The 16356-nt window shown below is 65.6% G+C and carries 18 protein-coding genes and 4 tRNA genes; 8 read left to right on the top strand and 14 right to left on the bottom strand.

All coding sequences use genetic code 11. The features are described from left to right. Positions 1–100 precede the first annotated feature (100 nt). From NE609_RS15000 to NE609_RS14970, 7 genes are all read right to left on the bottom strand, one after another. Positions 101–868, bottom strand: coding sequence for a Nif3-like dinuclear metal center hexameric protein (locus NE609_RS15000; RefSeq protein ID WP_256152962.1), 768 nt, complete (start codon positions 866–868; stop codon positions 101–103). Next, entirely contained in the window at positions 865–1557 is a 693-nt protein-coding gene (locus NE609_RS14995) for a class I SAM-dependent methyltransferase (RefSeq protein WP_121587452.1), read from the bottom strand. The genes NE609_RS15000 and NE609_RS14995 overlap by 4 nt, the downstream gene beginning before the upstream one ends. Beyond that, positions 1557–1766, bottom strand: coding sequence for a DUF1858 domain-containing protein (locus NE609_RS14990; protein WP_101549464.1), 210 nt, complete (start codon positions 1764–1766; stop codon positions 1557–1559). The genes NE609_RS14995 and NE609_RS14990 overlap by 1 nt, the downstream gene beginning before the upstream one ends. Positions 1767–1920: 154 nt before the next feature. Continuing rightward, positions 1921–2199, bottom strand: coding sequence for a zinc-ribbon domain containing protein (locus NE609_RS14985; RefSeq protein ID WP_101553177.1), 279 nt, complete (start codon positions 2197–2199; stop codon positions 1921–1923). Positions 2200–2340: 141 nt separating this feature from the next. Continuing rightward, complete coding sequence (locus NE609_RS14980) at positions 2341–2937, bottom strand: sigma-70 family RNA polymerase sigma factor (protein ID WP_121587453.1); 597 nt, start codon at positions 2935–2937, stop codon at positions 2341–2343. 149 nt (positions 2938–3086) lie between these two features. Further along, positions 3087–4445, bottom strand: a complete 1359-nt coding sequence (locus NE609_RS14975; protein ID WP_121587454.1) for an MATE family efflux transporter — start codon at positions 4443–4445, stop codon at positions 3087–3089. 74 nt (positions 4446–4519) lie between these two features. Next, positions 4520–5485 (bottom strand): peptidylprolyl isomerase, encoded by a 966-nt coding sequence (locus NE609_RS14970; RefSeq protein ID WP_256152961.1) that lies wholly within the window; start codon positions 5483–5485, stop codon positions 4520–4522. 153 nt (positions 5486–5638) lie between these two features. Here NE609_RS14970 and NE609_RS14965 point away from each other — a divergent pair, with 153 nt between their 5' ends. Next, positions 5639–6094: a metallopeptidase family protein gene (locus NE609_RS14965; protein ID WP_256152960.1), complete on the top strand. Its 456-nt coding sequence runs from the start codon at positions 5639–5641 to the stop codon at positions 6092–6094. 70 nt (positions 6095–6164) lie between these two features. On the opposite strand, the gene NE609_RS14960 is transcribed toward NE609_RS14965, so the two are convergent. The 6 genes from NE609_RS14960 to NE609_RS14935 all read right to left on the bottom strand — a co-directional run bounded on the left by NE609_RS14960 (position 6165) and on the right by NE609_RS14935 (position 7797). Then, complete coding sequence (locus tag NE609_RS14960; protein ID WP_256152959.1) at positions 6165–6527, bottom strand: helix-turn-helix domain-containing protein; 363 nt, start codon at positions 6525–6527, stop codon at positions 6165–6167. Between the two features lie 203 nt (positions 6528–6730). After that, on the bottom strand, positions 6731–7228 hold the full coding sequence (locus NE609_RS14955; RefSeq protein ID WP_256152958.1) for a GNAT family N-acetyltransferase: 498 nt from the start codon (positions 7226–7228) through the stop codon (positions 6731–6733). Between the two features lie 103 nt (positions 7229–7331). Next, positions 7332–7406 (bottom strand) — tRNA-Gln (locus NE609_RS14950). A gap of 42 nt (positions 7407–7448) precedes the next feature. After that, positions 7449–7525 (bottom strand) — tRNA-His (locus NE609_RS14945). Between the two features lie 91 nt (positions 7526–7616). Beyond that, positions 7617–7693 (bottom strand) — tRNA-Arg (locus NE609_RS14940). 30 nt (positions 7694–7723) lie between these two features. Continuing rightward, positions 7724–7797 (bottom strand) — tRNA-Gly (locus NE609_RS14935). Between the two features lie 267 nt (positions 7798–8064). Between NE609_RS14935 and rpe the strand changes: the two genes are divergently transcribed. Continuing rightward, the gene (gene rpe / locus NE609_RS14930; RefSeq protein ID WP_256152957.1) at positions 8065–8727 is read left to right on the top strand and encodes a ribulose-phosphate 3-epimerase; all 663 of its coding nucleotides are present in this window, start codon (positions 8065–8067) and stop codon (positions 8725–8727) included. 4 nt (positions 8728–8731) lie between these two features. On the opposite strand, the gene NE609_RS14925 is transcribed toward rpe, so the two are convergent. Beyond that, positions 8732–9304: an adaptor protein MecA gene (locus NE609_RS14925; RefSeq protein ID WP_101549449.1), complete on the bottom strand. Its 573-nt coding sequence runs from the start codon at positions 9302–9304 to the stop codon at positions 8732–8734. A 61-nt stretch (positions 9305–9365) separates the two neighbouring features. Here NE609_RS14925 and NE609_RS14920 point away from each other — a divergent pair, with 61 nt between their 5' ends. The 6 genes from NE609_RS14920 to NE609_RS14895 are packed head-to-tail and all read left to right on the top strand — an operon-like array spanning position 9366 to position 16087. Then, the gene (locus tag NE609_RS14920; protein WP_256152956.1) at positions 9366–11954 is read left to right on the top strand and encodes a 4Fe-4S dicluster domain-containing protein; all 2589 of its coding nucleotides are present in this window, start codon (positions 9366–9368) and stop codon (positions 11952–11954) included. Then, complete coding sequence (locus tag NE609_RS14915; RefSeq protein WP_101549444.1) at positions 11951–12961, top strand: RnfABCDGE type electron transport complex subunit D; 1011 nt, start codon at positions 11951–11953, stop codon at positions 12959–12961. The genes NE609_RS14920 and NE609_RS14915 overlap by 4 nt, the downstream gene beginning before the upstream one ends. Further along, positions 12912–13562, top strand: coding sequence for an Rnf-Nqr domain containing protein (locus NE609_RS14910; protein ID WP_256152955.1), 651 nt, complete (start codon positions 12912–12914; stop codon positions 13560–13562). The genes NE609_RS14915 and NE609_RS14910 overlap by 50 nt, the downstream gene beginning before the upstream one ends. A 31-nt stretch (positions 13563–13593) precedes the next feature. After that, on the top strand, positions 13594–14202 hold the full coding sequence (locus tag NE609_RS14905) for an Rnf-Nqr domain containing protein (protein ID WP_256152954.1): 609 nt from the start codon (positions 13594–13596) through the stop codon (positions 14200–14202). A gap of 46 nt (positions 14203–14248) precedes the next feature. Beyond that, entirely contained in the window at positions 14249–15499 is a 1251-nt protein-coding gene (locus NE609_RS14900) for a putative glycoside hydrolase (protein ID WP_121587459.1), read from the top strand. Between the two features lie 18 nt (positions 15500–15517). Continuing rightward, complete coding sequence (locus NE609_RS14895) at positions 15518–16087, top strand: hypothetical protein (RefSeq protein ID WP_256152953.1); 570 nt, start codon at positions 15518–15520, stop codon at positions 16085–16087. Positions 16088–16356: the final 269 nt, after the last annotated feature.

Genomic DNA, 16356 nt, shown 5'->3' with positions numbered 1-16356 from the left:
AGGGGCGCGAACAAATGCTCTCCCGCCCGCTGGGAGGAAAAGCCTAAGGGGTCGCTGTCGGTCGACTACCGACAAGCTCCGCCGCTCGACGAGCGAAAATCTAAATCGTGGTCGTCACATCGACGTTCGTGCGCGCGATCACGACGGGCACGCCCTCCCCGACGGCGGCGCGGACGAGCCCCGCGAGGTAGTCTAGAACGATCGTTTCGGTGCCGAAATGCCCCGCGTCGAGCAGGGTGATTCCGCGATGGACCGCATCGAGCATCACGTCGTGCTTAACGTCGCCGGTGACATACGCCTGACAGCCCGCGGCGGCGGCCGCCTCAAGCATGTTTCCGCCCGAGCCGCCGCACACCGCCACCCGCTCGATTGCGCGGCCGCCGTCGCAGTAGCGCACCGCCTGGAGGTCGAGCATCCGCTTGACGTAGTAGGCGAATTCCGGCGGGGTCATGCCGCGCGCGAGGGCCCCCACGCGGCCGATGCCCTCGCCGGGGCAGGTCTCCTCAAGCGGCGCGGTGTCCGCAAGCTCGAGCCGCGCGGCAAGGATGTCGTTGACGCCGCCCCTGGCGATGTCGAGGTTGGTGTGGGCGCTGACGACCGACAGCCCCGCCCGGACAAGCCGCCAGACGAGGGTGTCGGCGGTGACCCGCTTCATGGGGTGGAAGATCACCGGATGATGGGTCACGATGAGGTTCGCGCCGCGCGAGACGGCCTCGTCGATCACATTGTCGGTCACGTCGAGCGCGACGAGCACGCCCTTTACCTGCTCGTCCGGGTCCCCGACGAGCAGCCCGGGGTTGTCAAAATCCATCGCTAGCGAAAAGGGGGCCGCCGCGTCGATGGCGTTATAGACGTCCTTTACGTTCATGCCGTGCACCTGCTTTCCAGTTCTTTTAAGAGCGCCCGCAGTTCCTCGTATTCCGCTCCGGGGCTGGCGGCGCGTCCCAGCCCCTCCACCCGCTCGCGGATCAGCCGCGCCGTCTTGGCAAGGTACCGCCGCGCGGCGGGCGACGGGTCGTCGAGCAGCGTTCCGCAGTACGCCTCGGCGGGCGTGAGCGTCCGCGCCCGGCCGGTGTAGGCGGCCTGCATGACCGCGTAGGGGAAGTTTCCCGACACCACCGCCTCCTCCCGCAGGATGTCAAAGCCGTTCTCCGCGAGGCTGCGGCGCAGCCGCTCGGATTTGGTCATCGGCTGGAGCACGAAGCGCAGCGCCGGGTCGCGGGTCCAGGAGGCTTTGCCGATAATCTCCCAGATGAGGTCGCCCCCCATCCCCGCGATCACGATGTCGTCCGCCCCGCCCGCCGAAAGCCCGTCGAGTCCCGCGCACAGAATCAGTTTCACCCGGTCGGCGACGCCGTATTCGGACAAAGTGAAAGCCGCCTTTTCCAGCGGCTTCCGGTTGATGTCGCAGGCGCAGCCCGCGGAAATCTTTTTCTGCGCGGCAAGCCAGGCGACCAGATATCCGTGGTCGCAGCCAATATCCGCGCAGCGCGCCCCCTCCCGCACCATCGAGGCGATGGTCAGGAGCCGCGCGTCCAGCTTGGGCAGGCGTTCCATCAGGCCAGCACGTTCTTGGCGTCGGTGGCGTTGAGCTTGCGGAGCAGCGCGTCGCAGTCGACCCCGTGCACCATGCATGCCTCCGCGATCGTCTCCCCGCGCGAGGAGGGGCAGCCCAGGCAGTGCATCCCCATCTCAAGGAAATATTTCGCGAGGGACATGTCGTTGTCCAGCGCCTCGCCGATCAGCGTATCCTTCGTATAGATCATTTTACAAACCTCCGTTTTGGGAATCCGATTTTTGGCCGCGGGTTCCTTGCGGTTATTATAACACCTTTTTTGCGCCGCGAACAGGGGAAATCCAACTTTTCAGGGCATGAAAACGGCCGCCGTTATAAAACGGCGGCCGGAAGATGCAAACAGATTACTGCTGCTCCTTCATCTTGGCAAAGCACTCGGAGCAGTAGACCGGACGGTCCTCACGGGGCTGGAAGGGAACCTTCGCCTCGCCGCCGCAGGAAGCGCAGGTGGCGGTGAACATCTCTCTCTGGGGGCGCGCATTGTTCTTGCGGGCGTCGCGGCAAGCCTTGCAGCGCTGGGGCTCGTTGACAAAGCCTCTCTCAGCGTAGAACTCCTGCTCTCCCGCTGTGAAGACGAACTCGGCTCCGCACTCTTTGCATGTCAGTGTTTTGTCAGTGTACATTTTGGTTACCTCGCTTAAAATTTGATTTACCCGCTGGAACTGCGTGGACCGAGATTGAAAACCAAGCTCTGCCAATGGCGCCAAAGGGTAGTTATTATGCAATCCCTCTCGGGACTGTCACAAAATGGATCGCGTGCGTTTTCACTGGAAAACGCTCCGCAGCTTTCGCCGCACTCTCTGCAAGGCGTTGTCAACAGCTTTCGAGGATGAACCGAGTTCGCGGGACATCTCGTCGTAAGAGTAGGAGCTGAGGTACAATCTTAAAACCTGCCGTTCAAATGGGGACAAAAGGGTGGCTATCTGCCGGTTGCGCGCGTTTGTTTCCTCGCTCGCGATCAGCAGCTGTTCGGGGTCGTCTCCGGGAGACGCGAGCGCCTCCTCCGGCACGTCCTCGCCCAGCGAAAGATAGCTGCGCATCGGCGCGTTCTTGTCGCGCATATGCGCCGTCACGGTGCTGATGAGCTTGTTGTTCACGCACACCGCGGCAAACGTTTTGAAGCGCCCGGGGGCGTCCTCGCGGTAGTTGCGCACCGCCTTGAGCAGCGCGATCATGCCCTCCTGGTAGAGGTCGTCCGCGTCCGGCCCGCCCCTGGAATAGGAACGCGCGCGCGCGTGGACAAACGATCCGTACCGCTTGATCAAGATGGCCAGCGCCCCGTCGTCGCCGCCCTTTGCCCACAGGGCGAGGGCCTCGTCGCTGGCGTCGCAGAGAGAGGTGGATTTTGCAGTGTCGTTCATGAGACCTCGTTCTCCCCAGCGTGTAAAACGCAGTGACCAAATTGATTCGATATTTATTATAGCCACGGGGTCCGGTTTTGTCAAGCTATTTCAAAAATAGCGCGCCCGCTCCCCCGGTTTTTTGACGTTTTCCCCAAAATTTCGCGCGGCTAATCGCGCACCGTCAAATCGCGCAGCCATTTGAAACCGAGGATGCGGAAGCTCGAGACCACCGTTTTGAGGATTTCGTCGCACTTGAGGCAGAGGAAGACGGCGGGCGCGGGCCAGCCGAGGACAAGCCCGGTCACGAAGCCGAGCGGCACCGCCACCCCCCACAGGAAAACGCCCTCGCAGAGCAGCACGAATTTGGCGTCGCCGCCCGCGCGCAGGATGCCGACCATGCCGGTCATCGCGAGCGACTGGAAAAAGACGATGAGCGCGCCCACGCGGGTGATGCCGCGCGCGATCTCGATGGTCGCCTCGGAGAAGTCGTAGAAGGAGATGACCACCGGCCCGAGCAGCAGCGTCACGGCCGCCGAGAAAATCCCCAGCCCCACCGAAAGCGTGAGCAGCGTCACCGAGCGCTGCTTGGCCTTCTCGTACTCGCCCGCGCCAATCGTGTTGCCCACGACGGTAAGGGCGGCGTTGCCCACCCCGAAGATCATCACCGACACGAGCTGGTTGAGCACCGTGTAGATCGAGTTGGCGGCCACGAAGTTGGTGCCCATGCGCCCGATGACCACCGCCGTGATCGAGGTGCCGATCCCCCACATCAGCTCGTTGCCGATGACCGGCATCGAGACGCAAAAATACTTCTTATAGATGCCGCGGTTGCTCGGGAGCAGGTCGCGCAGGGAGAAGCGGATCTTCTTCTCCTTCAGGAAGAGGTAGCCCGCCGCGATGCCGAACTCGACGAGACGGGCGCAGACGGTGGCGATCGCGCCGCCGCGCACCTCCAGCCTCGGCGCGCCGAACTTGCCGAAGATCAGCACATAGTTGAGCGACGTGTTGACCACGAGCGAGGCGAGATAGACGGCGATCGAGATGTTCACCGTTCCCACCGAGCGCAGCATCATGATCGTGAGGTTCGCCGCCGTATAGAACGGATAGGACCACCCGAGGATGCGCAGATACTGCACGCCGAAATCGATGACGGCCTCCTCGGTCGTGAAGATGCCCATGAACTGGCGCGGGAAAAAGAGCGCCACGCAGGAGAAGACGACCGCCGCCGCCATCCCGATCTTATAGGTGATCGCCTCGACCCGGCGGATGACCTCCACGTCCCGCTTGCCCCAGTACTGGGCGATCAGCACGTTGGCGCCGCCCGCCACGCCGAAGCAGACGACCATCAGCATGAACCACAGCTGGTTGGCGATCGACGTCGCGGACAGCTGCACCTCGCCGAGCTGCCCGATCATCAGCGTATCCATCATCGAGACGGCCACGGTGATCAGGTTTTGCAGCGCGATGGGCACCGCGATCAGCATCAGCGACTTATAGAAGCCGCGGTCGTTTACAAACAGTTTCATTCCATTCCCTCTCTGTCCTCAAACCACAAAAAACGGGCGGGCCCGCGGCCCGCCCGGCCTCCCTGTCCGGGGGCCTATTCCTCCACGGTGACCTTGACGATGGTCACCGGCTTGCTCGTTTTGCCGGCCGGATTGCCCGCCTGGTCGGTCTCCCCCGTGTCGAGCGCGGCGATCTTGTCGACGACGTCCATGCCCTCGATCACATAGCCGAACACCGTGTGCACATCGTCGAGGTGGGGCGTGCCGCCCACCTCCTCATATTTTTTGAGCGCCGGGAGCTTCTGGTCCGCGTAGTCCTGCGGGACTCCCGCCGCATATTTTCCGTCAAGCTCGCCGTTGAGCTCGTCGATCCGCGCGTTGACCTCCTCCTGCGACTTGCCGCCCGCCGCCATTTCGGAGATCTCCCGCTGCGCGGCCGAGACCTGGTCGTTCATATAGAGGTTCAGCAGGTAGTCGGACAGGCCCATCCCCGAGAGCGCGTCCTTGCGCTGCACGATGAAGAACTGGCTGCCGTTGGTGTTCGCGCCCGAATTCGCCATCGAAAGCGCGCCGCGGAAATTGCGCAGCACCGGCGAGAACTCGTCCTCGAACGGCCCGCCCCAGATGCTCTCGCCGCCGGTGCCGTCGCCGTTCGGGTCGCCGCCCTGGAGCATGAAGTCGTTGATCACCCGGTGGAAGGTGAGGCCGTCATAGTAGCCCTCCCTCGCATGGGTGAGGAAGTTCTCCACCGCCTTGGGGGCCTCCTTCGGGAAGAGGCGCGCCCGGATCGTCCCCTCGCTCGTCTCGATCGAGACGGTGGGGTTGTCCGCGTAATCGCCCGTGCCCTCGAGCGCGGCGGTCATCTGCTCCATCAGCGCGAGGCCCTCCCCGCCCATCTCGGTCGGGACGGGGCCCGGCTCGGGCAGCGAGGCCTCGGAGGAGCTTTCCTCGGCGGCGGAAGACGGCGCCGGGGAACTCTCCGCGCCCTCCTCCTTGGCGCCGCACGCGGCGGCGGTGAGCATGACCGCGAGGGTCAGGAATATCGTCAGGATTTTTTTCATGTGTTTGGCTCCTTTGTTTTGATCGTTAGGCTAGTAGTATACCACACGCGCGCCGCTTTCACAAGGAACGGTTTGTGAATTTTCATCCGCGGTTGACTTTTCGGCCGATCCGCGCTATCCTGTTCCCACAAACGCCGTGCAAAGGGGATTTCTATGATATCGATCGACGAGATGCGGGAGATGCTCGGGGAGCTCCTGGACGAACTGCCCGAAGCCTTTTTTGAGGAGCTCAACGGGGGCGTCTGCCTTCTGGAGGAGGCCAAACGCGACCCCGCGGCGCGGGAGGACGACCTCTATATCCTCGGCGAGTACTGCGAGGGGCCGCTCGGGCGGAGCATCGTCCTCTACTACGGTTCCTTCGCGCGCCTGTTCGGCCGTCTGGGGCCGTTGCAGCTGCGCCGGGAGCTGCGCAAGACCGTCCGTCACGAGTTCCGCCACCACATCGAGGCCCTCGCGGGCGAGGACGCGCTCGACCGGGAGGACGAGGCGCAGTTTGGCGATTACCTCCGGCGGCACGCCGCGCGGGAGGATCCGGAGCGGGCCCGGCGCGCCGCGCTGGAAGCGGGCCGCCGGGAGGGGCGGCTCTTCCGCCGCCGCCCGCGCAAGTGATCCCGGTCATTAAAAAAGGGGAGCGGCACGCCGCTCCCCTCTTCCATATCCCAAATAAAAGCCCCGTTTATTATAGGACGGCGCCGTGTCCCGCCCTGCTCCGCTCGGTCCACTGGATGAGAACGCCCTCCGCGGCGGACAGGAAAAGCTCCTGCTGTGCCTCCGGCAGGCGGTCCAGCATCGGCTGGAGGCGGGAGAGGTCGTTCCGGGGCAGCAGGTCCACCTCGACGTCGGCGCAGATCAGTTCCTCGATCTGGATGCCGAACGCGGCGGCGATGCTGTCCATCGTGTCGAAGGTAGGGTTCCCGTTGCCGCACTCGATGTCGCTGAGCTTCCGCAGGCTGATTCCCGCTTTCGCCGCAAAGCTCTCCTGTGAAACGCCCATCTGCTGCCTGCGGAATCTGACGCTCCGGCCAAGTTCCTGTACAGTCATCGGTAACCAACTCCTTCCACTGAAATTATAGGAGTTATTACCTGATTATGGAAACCATTTTATTTCTAGAATTATATTTCTTATCTCCCCGAAACCACGGTCCCACCGGCGTTTCCTCGGCGGAGCGAACCGCCTCCGGCGGATGAAATTTTACATGCCCGTTCCCCTTTTCCCCGTCCGCGGGGAGCTTCTAAGCAGGCCCTCTAAAAGGTCAGCCGCATCTGGTACCAGGTTTCCCCGCCGTGCGTCGACGCGGACAGGCCCTCGTTCCGGAACCCGAACCGCTCGTAATAGGAAATCAGACGCTCCTTGCAGGTCAGCACGACGCCCGCCCTGCCCCCGGCCTTCGCGTCCGCGATCACCCGCTTCATGAGCCGGGCCGCGCAGCCCCGCCTCCGGTACGCGGGCGCCGTATCCACCCCGAAAATCATCATCCACCGGCCATTCTCCCGGTAATAGCCGGTCGACCCGTACATGCCGTCCAGCAGGTCCTTTTCGTCCGTGGGCATCCCGTTGATCAAGGCCGCCAGGACCTCCCCGTCCTCCAGCAGCCAGCAGGATCCGGCGTAGGCCTTCAGCCGTTCGGCGAGGACCTCCCGCGGGGCCGCCTCGCCCGCCGGGAAGCAAGCCGCCTCCACTTCGCAGATCCGGTCCAAATCCGCCGGGACCGCGAACCGCAGGGACATTTGATCAGCACACATGGCGTTCACGCCCTCTCCGTCGTATTTCCGCCCCGCGGACGGTTCCGTCCGGGCGGCGCGGGCCATACAAAAACCGACCTGTCGAAACAAGTCGGTTTTTGTATGGCTGGGCCGGCAGGATTCGAACCTGCGAATGCAGCAGTCAAAGTGCTGTGTCTTACCGCTTGACGACGGCCCAATTTGAGAAATTCCCCGCCCGCTACGCGGCCGGGGAATTTGATGGGGTGGGTAATGAGATTCGAACTCACGGCCTCCAGAGCCACAATCTGGCGCTCTAACCAACTGAGCTATACCCACCATATGGCGTGTCCCGTTTTCAGGGACGGCGCGTTTGTCTCGGCCCGGCGAGAACGCTTCGCGTTCAAGGAGGCCTGGCGCAAAGTGAAAATGGCGCGCCAGGAGGGACTCGAACCCCCAACCTACTGCTTAGAAGGCAGTTGCTCTATCCGGATGAGCTACTGGCGCACAATCGGCCGCCCTCAGGCGCGGGGGTTATGGAGCGGGTGATGGGAATCGAACCCACGTTTTCAGCTTGGAAGGCTGACATTCTACCATTGAACTACACCCGCAGGCTTTAAGCGACGCATTTAATTTTAGCAAATTTGCCATCCCTTGTCAATAGATTTCCGTGCCCGCGCGCGCCTTTATTTCCCGGCCGCGCAGGCGGCCCCTTCCAGCCCCGAGATGGCCAAATGGTGAACGCCCTGTGAATTCTGTGACCGTTGACCCTATTTTCTTGCAATCCACGGCACATTACGATATAATATTCGTGCACATTCAAGGTCCAAAGCGCCTTTTGCCCCGCATTTGCGGGAGATCACTTTACGGAGGCAGCCATGTTCAAAATTTCCCCATCCATCCTCGCCTGTGATTTTGCCAACCTCGAGGCCGAGGTGTCCGCCATGCAGCGCGCCGGCGTCGAAATGGTCCACGTCGACGTGATGGACGGTCATTTTGTCCCCAACATCTCCATCGGCCTGCCGGTGGTCGCCTCCCTGCGCAAAAAGACCGCCCTGCCGCTCGACGTGCACCTGATGATCAGCGACCCGCTCACCTATGCGCCGCAGTTCTGCGACATGGGCGCGGATATCGTCACCTTCCACGTCGAAAGCGAAAGCGATCCGCAGGCCGTCATCGACGCCATCAGGGCGAAGGGAAAAAAATGCGGCATGACCATCAAGCCCCGGACCCCCGCCGAAGCCCTCTTCCCCTATCTTTCCCAGCTCGACATGGTGCTGGTGATGACGGTGGAGCCCGGGTTCGGCGGGCAGAAGTTCATGGCGGACATGTGCCCCAAGATCGAGGCCGTCCGCCGCGAATGCAGCCGGCTGGGCGTCCCGATGGACATCGAGGTGGACGGCGGCATCGACGAACGCACCGTCCCCGCCGTCGTACGCGCGGGCGCGAACGTCTTTGTGGCGGGCAGCGCCCTCTTCGGGAAGCCCGACTACGCCGCCGCGGTCGCGGGGCTGCGCGCCGCCGCCGAGGGCGCGCTCTGACCCGTCAGCCGAAATAGGCGCAGATCAGGTCGACCGCCTTGTCGTCCAGCACCTGTTCGGCGTGCTCCCCGAGCCACGCCTCGGCCAGCTCCCCCTCCCCGCAGCGCGGCGCGAATTCGTCGAGCAGCGAGAGGGTCACCCCGCCCGCCTCGTCGAGCGGATGCACCACCAGCCGCCAGCCCCTCCCCATGCGGTAGAGGGCGCTGCGCAGGATCCGGTGGGAGCAGCGCCGGAACAGTTTGACCGACCCTTCGATCAGGGCGTCGACGTCGTCAAAGGCGTAAACGACGGGCGCGGCGACATGACGCCGCACCTTCCACCGTTGGGGGCGGCGCCGGCCCAGCCCCGAAAAACAGATTTCGCAGCCGCCCTCCCCCGCGGGGGCCACCTCCACGAGGATGCGGCCGCCCGCCTCGAACTCCACCGCGCCACGCGCCGTCTCCAGCAGCGTCAGCAGCAGCGAGCGGGTGCGCAGGTCGCGGTAGTCGAGCGCGTCGTAGCTGAGGCCAAGCTCCTCGAGCTCCTCGCGCGTGAGCGCCACCCGCAGGCGGCGCGGGCCGAGCTGTTGATACTCCATCGCACATTCCCCCCGCACTATCTTATGTTCTTCGCAATTTTTTGATTATCGGAGGTTGCTTATGGCGGGTTTTTTCTATAAAGGCATCCTGCTTCAGCAGCATAAAGAGCCCGCGCTCTCCCGGGACCTGCGTGAGTTCGTCAATGCCGACACCATCGGCGTGACGATGGACCGCCCGCCCGTCGGGGACGCGGATTCCCTCACGCCGGCGGAGATCGCTTCGCTCGCGCGCGACGCGCATATCGTCGACGAGCGGGACGGCCAGCCGCTCGCGGACAAACTGGCCGCCTGCCAGCAAACGCCTCCCCGCCTGCTGATCGCCGACGCGGTCGACGACGAGCCCTACCTCTCCAGCCAGCTCGGCCCCCTGCTCAAAAACCCCGCGCACAGCGCCCTCGGTCTGCGCCTCGCGCAGCGCGCGGCGGGCGCCGCGGAGGCGCAGTTCGCCGTCTATAAAAATCTGACCGACCTCGACATCCGCATCCCGCGGAAGATCGAGGGCTTTTCCGTCCGCCGCATCCGCGGACGCTATCCGGCCGAATACCAGGCGTCGCAGGCCTTCGAGGCCGACGACGACGTCCTGCTCATCGGCGTGGGCGCGCTCATCCAGCTCGCGCGCGCCGTCCTCTTCAACCGCCCGCAGACCACCACCTTCGTCACCGTCGCGGGTGACTGCATCGGCAACCCCACCAACCTTGAGGTCTCCCTCGGCATGACCGTCGCGCAGGTGCTCGAACGCTGCGGGCTCATCGAGGACCCCGCGCGCGTCGTCGTGGGCGGTTCGATGACCGGCATCTCGGTCATCGACACCGAGAACACCCTCGTCACCCCCTCCACCCGCGCCGTCCTCGCCTTCCGCCAGGACTTCAAAAGCCTCGGGTTCGGCTGCATCGGCTGCTCCCGCTGCGTCCACGTCTGTCCCAAGGGGCTTAACCCCTTCTTTATCTACCGCGCCGTCCAGGAAAAGCGGTACGCCGCCTTCCGCACCCTCGACGCGCAGATGTGCATCGGCTGCGGGACCTGCAGCTACATGTGCCCCGCCAAGCTCGACCTGTCCGAGACGGTCCAGAAGGCCGCGCGCAGCTTTAAGCCGATGGCCGGTTCGATCCGGACGAACGCCGCCCTGCTCGCCAAGAAGGACGCCGCCGACTATGAGAGCTACCTGGCCGATTACGCGCTCCACCGCGCGCAAATCGACCACCGCAGGGCGCTCGCCGCCGCGCGCCGCGCCGACGAAAAACGCCGGGGCGAAGCCGCGGCCGCGCACGCCGCCGCGGACAGGGAGGCGGACCGCGCCCTTGCGCAGGCGCTCGCGGACCACCGTGCCGCCGACGCGCAGGCCGACCGCGCCCTCGCGCAGGCGCTCGAAGCGAATCAGGCGGCCCAGCGCGCCGCCGACGAGGCGCTCGCGCAGGCGCTGCGCCGGAAGCAGGAGGCCGGGCAGGCCGCCGACGGCGCGTTCGCGCAGGCCGAGCGGCAGAGGCAGGCCGCCGAACAGGCCGCCGACAAGTCGGTCTCCGACGCGGCTGCCGCCGCGGAGGCCGCCGACCGGGCCGCCGAGCGCGCGGACGCCGCCGCGCTCAAGCGGATGCAGGCGGCGGAGAAGGCGGCGGACAAGGCGTTTTCCGACGCGCTCAAGGCGCAGCAGAGCGCCGAAAAGGACGCGGCGAAGGCGCTGGCGAAGGCCGAGCGCAATTCCGCGCTTTCCGACGACGACAGGCAGGCGTTCAAAAGGACGCTGGACGAACTCCAGGCGGGCGCGGAACGGGTCCGCGCCGAGGCGCAGGCCGCCTGCGGCGAGGCAAAGGCCGCCGCAAAGGCCGGCTACGAATCCGAACTCGAAAAGGGCGTACGTTCCCGCGCCGCCGCCAAGGAGGCGGCCGCCGCCGCACGGCAGGCCGCGGAAGCGGCCAAGCTCGCCGCGCGGGAGACCTGCGAGGCGGCGCGCCGGACCTGCGAGGCGGACAAGGCCGCCGCGCTGACAGCCTATGAGGCGGCGCAGGAGGCCTGCGAGGCGGACAAGGCCGCCGCGCTGAAGGTCTACGAGGCGGCGCAGGAAGCGGACGCGCAGGCGCGCGCAAGGGCGCTGGAGGTCTACGAGGCCGCCCAGCGGGAATACGAGCGGGCCAGGCAGTCCGCGAAGGACGCTTACGAGGCGCGCCTCGAGGAGGCGCGCCAAACGGACGAACGGGCGCGCGCCGACATCGAGGCCGCGCTCGACCGGGCGAAGGAAAACGCCCGCGCCGCGGCGGACGCCGCGCGGCAGGCGCAGGCCGCCTTTGAGGGGCGGCCGGTCACGGTGGTGCTCGGCGGGAACGACATTCCCGGGGAGCCCGCGCCGGAGCCCGGCGCCGGGCCCATAACCGCCGAAGCCGTTTCCGGCGCGCCTGTCGCAGCCGAGGCCGTTATCGCCGAGCCCGCCGTTACCGGCGGCGGGTCCGCGGGCATCCCGGAGGAGGCCGCGCGGACGGCGTCCCCCACCGACGCGCCCGGCGCTCCCCTCGAGGAGGTGGAGCTGCTCCCGCCCGAAGCGGTCGCGGAGGAGAGCGCGCCGGCCGCCGCGCTGGCGGCGGCGGGCGCGCCGAAGCCGGATCCCATGCGCGGCTGGCGCAAAAATGATTCCACCGAAAAAGGGGGGGACGACCGTTGAAACTGAATCGCAGGGCGGCCCCCCACATCCGCTTTCCCGAAAGCAACCGGACGCTCATGTCCGATATGATCATCCTGCTGCTCGTGCTGTGCGTGCTGGCGTTCCTCTACTACGGCGGGCGCGCGCTGATCGTCTGTGCCGTGTCGGTCGTCACGGCGGTCGTCTGCGACGCGCTGTGCACCCTCATCCGCGGCAGGCGCCCCAACCCGCGCGACCTCTCCCCCGTGGTCACGGGGCTCATCATCGCGCTGACGATGCCCGCGACGATCCCCTACTACGTGGTCGCGTCCGCCGCCGTCTTCGCCATCGCGATCGTCAAGCACCCCTTCGGCGGCACCGGGCAGAACCTCTTCAACCCCGGAGCGGCGGGCTTCTCCTTCGCGGCGATCTGCTGGCCGGGGCTCGTGTTCATGTATCCCATGCCCTTCGACCGCATCCCCGCCTTCGGCGAGGTGACCGCGCAGCTCTACCAGAACCCCGCCTTCGTGCTCAAGGTCGGCGGCGTTCCCACCAACAACCTCACCGAGCTGCTCTTCGGCAACTACCCCGGCCCGATGGGCGCGACCAACATCCTCGTCATTCTCGCCTGCCTGGTCTATCTCATCTTCCGGCGGACGGTGCGCTGGCAGCTCCCGCTGCCCTTCCTCGCGGCCTGCGCCGCGGTGACGCTCCTCTTCCCGCGCGCGGGGACCGGGTTGCAGGCGGTCTTTTACGAGCTCATGTCCGGGACGCTGCTCTTCGGCGCGGTCTTCGTCCTCACCGACCCCGTCACCAGCCCCAAGCGGGACTCCTCGATGGCGGTGTACGGCGTCTTCGCGGGCGTGGTCGCCATGCTCTTCCGCTATTTCGGCGGGTACGAGGAAAGTATGCCCTTCGCGGTGCTCATTGCGAACGCGTTCGTCCCGCTGATCGACCGCTACAACGAATCGCTGCACCGCGCCATAAGGAGGAAACACCTTGAAGCTAGAAAAGCTAAAACGCGCCCGCAGGCGCGGACGCTGGTTTGACGGCATCTTCGGCAGGAACCCCGTGCTCTGCTGCGGGCTGGCGCTCCCCTTCGCGGTGATGGTCACCACCAGCCTGCGCAGCAGCGTCTCGATCTCCATTCTGCTCGCCTGCTCGCTCATCCCCACCGTGCTGCTCGCCTCGCTGGTCGGCAGGTTTTTGCCGAGCTGGTTTTCGCCCGTGGTCTACACCCTCTTCGCAATGGTGGTGGTCGTCGCGTGCGTGCCGCTCATCCTGCCCATCTCCCCCGAGGTCGCCGACTCGCTGGGCATCTATGTGCCCATCCTCTCGGTCAACACCATCCTGCTGACCCTCTGCGCCCGCTATGAGCGCCCGGCCGACCGGCCCGTCATGGCGCTCGTCGACGCGGCCGCCTACAGCCTCGGCTTCGCGCTGGCCATGTGCCTCATCGCCTTCTTCCGCGAGCTGCTCGGGGCGGGCTCCCTGTGGGGCGTGCCGGTTCCCCTCCCCTTCAAGGTCGAGGGCGTCCAGATCGCGTTCGTGGGCTTTATCGCCGTCGCGCTGCTCAGCGCGCTCGTGCGGTTTTTGCGGCGCGCGGCGCTCGTCTTTTCCTACCGGCGGCACAATCCCAAACCGGAATAACCGGCCCGCCGGTTTTCTATGGAGGTAACCCATGAACGTCCTGTCTGAGTTTTTGATCATCGCCCTCTCCGCGGCCGTGCTGCAAAACGCGGTCTTTACCCGCGGGCTCGGGTCGAGTAAGGACACGCTGATGATGGGGGCTCCCCGCCGCATCTTTGCGTTCGGCGCGGCGCTCACCTTTATCACCGTCGTTTCCGCCGCGCTCGCGTGGCCGCTCAACCGGCTGCTGCGCGAGCAGCAGCTCTCCACCCGGCTCGGCATCCGCTATCTGACGTCGATCTCCACGCTCGCGTGCGTCTGCGTCGTCTTTACGCTGCTCTATCTCGTCACCCGCGCGTGGTTCCCGCGCATCCACTATCCGCTGCGCCGGGACGCCGCGAACGCGGCCTTCAGCTGCGCCGTGCTCGGCACCATCCTCATCGCCTTTTCGGGCGGCTACGGCTTCGTCAAAACCGTCGGCTTCGCGTTCGGCTCGGGGATCGGCTACACCGCCGCCCTGCTGCTCGTGCGGGAGGGACGCCGCCGCATCGCCCTGTCCGACGTGCCCCGCGCCTTCCGCGGGCTGCCCATCATGCTGCTCTATATCGGAATCCTCTCCCTGGCGATCTATGGGCTGATCGGCCACCAGCTCCCGACCTGACGGACCTCCCCCCCAAAGGCGCCTATCCTGAAACGGTGGTGATACGATGGCAAAGAATTACAAGATCAAACGGTACAACCGCATCTACCGCGGCAAGCGCTCGACGGGCTCGCTCGTCCTGCGGGGGGCGCTGGTCGCCGCCGCCGTCTTTATCGTGGCGTTCGTGGGCTATAACGCCTACGGCCCCATCCGCGATTACTTCTCGGGCGCGCTCGCGGCCGCTTCACACACCGCGCAGAGCGAGGCCGAGCCCGCGCCCCCGCCCGCCGAAACGTCCGAGCCGGAGCCCGAACCGGAGCCGCCCGTCCCCGCCGACGTGCGCGCGCTCTACCTGACGAACGCGCAGATCCGGGATCCCGCCGTGCTTGACCAACTGCTCGACAAGCTCACCCGCACCGAGATCAACGCGGTGCTCTTCGACCTCAAGGACCAGCAGGGCAACATCCTCTACCGGTCCGACCTCGATCTTGTGGCGCAGACGGGCGCGCAGGCGGAAAACGCCTATGACCTCGGGGCCCTCTGCCAAAAGCTCAAGGAAAAGAACCTCATCCCCATCGGGCGGCTCAACGCCTTCCGGGACCCCATCGCGCCCTCCCGGATCCCCGACGCGGGCATCAAGTACATGAACACGGAGATCCTCTGGCTCGACAACGCCGCCGACCAGGGCGGCATGCCCTGGCTCAATCCCTACTCCGACCTGGCCCGCGCCTACATCATCGACATCGCCACCGAGAGCGTGTCGCTCGGGGTGGGACGGATCCTGCTCGACAACGTCAGCTTCCCCACCGGCTACGGGCAGGAGTACGCCTCCTACGGCCCGACCGCGGAGGGTGTGACCCGTTCGGACGCGCTCTCCGTCTTCCTCGACCAGATCGACCAGCAGGTGCAGGCCAAGGGCGGCGATGTGAGCGTCTACATCTCCGGACTCGCCGCGCTCGGCGCCAACAACACCTACTACGGCTCCAATCCCCTCGCGATCGCCAACGACAACGTAACCATCGGCGTGATGCCCGCCCAGTTCGGCGACGGCTTCACCCTTGAGAGCTTTTCCCTTGAGGCGCCCGTGCTCGACCCGCGCGGCACCGTCGACAGCCTGCTCAAATTCATCGCCCCTGACGTCGCGGGCAAAAACGTCACCGTGCTTGTGCAGGCGTATCCCGCCTCCTACACGATCGAGAATAATAAGATGTATACGGTCGATGATATTAACGCCCAGATCGGCGCCGCCTCCCAAAACGGCGTCATCAGCTACATCATCTACAGCCCCGACGGCAGTTATCCGCAGATCGACGTCTGAATTACAGGAGGTTTCTACATGGCCTTTAAAGTCCGCCTCTTCCCCGGCGAGCCCGACTACGAGACGCTCCATGTCGCCAAGCTCACCACCTTCCCGCTCGAAAAGCGGGATTACAAGCCCTATTCCCAGGCGCGCGTCTGCTTTTCCCACGGCGGGCTCTCCCTCCAGCTTCTCGCGTTTGAGGCGGAGCCGCTCCCGCAGAGCGAACTGCGGGCGGTCTTCCGCTTTACCGGGGACGAGCCCCCCCTCACCCTTCTGATCCGCGCCGACCGGAGCATGCGGATTCTGCGCGGCGCGGAGGACGTCACCGCCGTCCTCGTTGCGGCGGAGGCCGCTTCGCTCCACATGTTTACCGGCGAGGACCTCCAGGGGGTGTTCTGGGGCGGGAACCTCTTCCTCTCCGCCGCCGTCATGAAGACCTACTACCCGCGCTTCTCCCCCGTAAAGGACACGGTCTTTACCGGCAACCTCTACAAGCTCTGCGAGGGGCCCGAAAAGCCCCACTCCGGGTGCTTCTACCCGGCCGACTTCGCAAAGCCCCTCGACGCCCCCGAAAACCTCGGGGAGTTCGTCGTCATCGACTATTGACCGCCGCATCTCCGGACGCGCGGGACCAAAAACAAAAAACAGCGGCCGCCCGGCAAGGGCGGCCGCTTTCCTTTGCTTTCATATCGCGCGGGCGGCTGCGGGCAGCGCCCCGCCCGCGCCAGACGCTTTGAGGGTTTCCAAAGGGAACTCTCCGCATGAACAAGGCCGCCCGGCTGCGCGGCCTTTAAGCGCTCCTCACGGGACGCGCCGCGGACGGCTGCGGGCAGCGCCCCGCCCGCGCCAGACGCTTTGAGGGTTTCCAAAGGGAA

Source organism: Anaerotruncus sp. DFI.9.16, assembly GCF_024461615.1.
GTDB lineage: Bacteria > Bacillota > Clostridia > Oscillospirales > Ruminococcaceae > Anaerotruncus > Anaerotruncus massiliensis.
Note: the sequence above shows the minus strand (reverse complement) of the source record. Positions and strands in the feature narration are given on the sequence as shown.